At 72.4% G+C, this 2,310-nt stretch carries 1 protein-coding gene; it reads right to left on the reverse strand.

Features of this window, described 5'->3' with window-relative positions; translation table 11 throughout:
* Positions 1-2,310, reverse strand: a 2,310-nt coding sequence (locus tag STRAU_RS19650) for an Rne/Rng family ribonuclease (RefSeq protein WP_037660554.1), incomplete at both ends; no start/stop codon positions are given.

Genomic DNA, 2,310 nt, shown 5'->3' on the forward strand with positions numbered 1-2,310 from the left:
TCGGCCGCGACCTTGGGCGAGCCGGCCGGAGCCGTCGCCTTACGGGTCGCGCGACGCCGCGTACGCCCCTTGGGAGCCGCGTCGTCCTCGACGGGGGCGGCGGGCGCCTCGGCGGCGGGAGCGGCCGGGGCCTCGGCGGCCACGGTCTCCTCGGCCGGAGCGGCGGCCGGGGCGGCCTCCGCCTTGGCCCTGCCCGCACGGGACTTGGCCTTCTTCTCGGCGCGCCCGGACTTCTCGGGCTTCTCGGCCTGCTCGTCGCGCTTCTCGTCACGCTTCTCGTCGCGCGCGGGCTTCTCCTCGCGCTCGGACGTGTCCGCCTCGGCCGTCTCCGACTTCGGCGCACCCGCCGGAGCGGACGCCCGGCGCGTGGCACGGCGCCGCGAACGGCCACCACGGGAAGCGGCCGCCTCGGCCTCGGCCGGGCTGCTGTACAGCTCCTCGTCCGGCACGAACTCCGGCTCGGGCAGCGCGACCGGCTCGGCGACCTCCGCGGCGACCTCGGCCGCCGTCTCGGTCTGGCCCGCGTCGGCGGTCTCGTGCGTGTGGTCGTGCGCCGCGGCCGCCTCGCCGCCGCGCCCGCGCTTCTTGCGCTTGCCGCCGCCACCGGGGGCCGTCGCCTGGTCCATGTGCACGATGACGCCGCGGCCGTTGCAGTGGACGCAGGTCTCGGAGAAGGACTCCAGCAGGCCCTGGCCCACCCGCTTGCGGGTCATCTGCACCAGACCCAGCGAGGTCACCTCGGCGACCTGGTGCTTGGTCCGGTCCCGGCCCAGGCACTCCAGCATCCGCCGCAGGACCAGGTCCCGGTTGGACTCCAGGACCATGTCGATGAAGTCGATGACGACGATGCCGCCCAGGTCGCGCAGCCGCAGCTGGCGCACGATCTCCTCGGCCGCCTCCAGGTTGTTCCTGGTGACGGTCTCTTCGAGGTTGCCGCCCTGACCGGTGAACTTGCCGGTGTTGACGTCGATGACGACCATCGCCTCGGTCTTGTCGATCACGAGGGAGCCGCCCGAGGGCAGCCACACCTTGCGGTCGAGCGCCTTGGCGAGCTGCTCGTCGATGCGGTACGTCGCGAAGACGTCGACCTCGGACGTCCACCGCTGCAGGCGGTCCGCGAGGTCGGGCGCGACGTGCGCGACGTAACCGTGGATGGTCTCCCACGCCTCGTCGCCGCTGATGATGACCTTCGAGAAGTCCTCGTTGAAGATGTCGCGGACCACCCGGACGGTCATGTCCGGCTCGCCGTAGAGCAGGCTCGGCGAGCTGGTCGTGGTCATCTTCGACTTCTTGAGGATGTCCTCCCACTGCGCCTGCAGCCGCTCGACGTCACGGCGCAGCTCGTCCTCGCTCGCGCCCTCGGCGGCGGTGCGCACGATGACGCCCGCGTCCTCGGGGACGATCTTCTTGAGGATGGTCTTCAGACGCGCGCGCTCGGTGTCGGGCAGCTTGCGGCTGATGCCGGTCATCGACCCTTCGGGTACGTAGACCAGGTAGCGGCCGGGCAGCGAGACCTGGCTGGTCAGGCGGGCGCCCTTGTGGCCGATCGGGTCCTTGGTGACCTGCACGAGCACGGACTGGCCGGACTTGAGCGCGGACTCGATGCGGCGCGGCCCGTTGGCCATGCCGAGCGCCTCGAAGTTGACCTCACCGGCGTACAGGACGGCGTTGCGGCCCTTGCCGATGTCGATGAAGGCGGCCTCCATCGACGGCAGGACGTTCTGCACCTTGCCCAGGTAGACGTTGCCGACGTAGCTCGTCGACTGCTCCTTGTTGACGTAGTGCTCGACGAGCACGTTGTCCTCGAGGACGCCGATCTGGGTGCGGTCGCCGTGCTGACGGACGATCATCTCGCGGTTGACCGCCTCGCGGCGGGCCAGGAACTCGGCCTCGGTGATGATCGGCACCCGGCGGCGGCCCTGCTCGCGCCCCTCGCGGCGGCGCTGCTTCTTCGCCTCCAGACGGGTCGAGCCCTTGATGGACTGCACCTCGTCGGAGGGGGTGTCGTCGCCCTTCTTGCGGGGCTCGCGGACCTTGACGACCGTGCGCTCGGGGTCGCCGTCGCCCGGCTCGGCCTCGGCGGAGTCACCGGCGCGGCGGCGCCTGCGACGGCGGCGACGGCTGCTGCTGGAGCCGCCGGCGGCTCCCTCCGCGCCCTCGTCGGCGTCCTCGTCGCCCTCGGCCTGGTCGGCGGCCTCCGCACCCTCGTCGTTGTCCTCGTCGCCCTGCTCGGCGTCGGCGTCGTCCGAGTCGGCCGAGCCGTCCGCGTCGGCGGACTCGCCACGACGGCGGCGACGGCCACCGCGGCGG

This window comes from Streptomyces aurantiacus JA 4570 (assembly GCF_000414115.1).
GTDB lineage: Bacteria > Actinomycetota > Actinomycetes > Streptomycetales > Streptomycetaceae > Streptomyces > Streptomyces aurantiacus_A.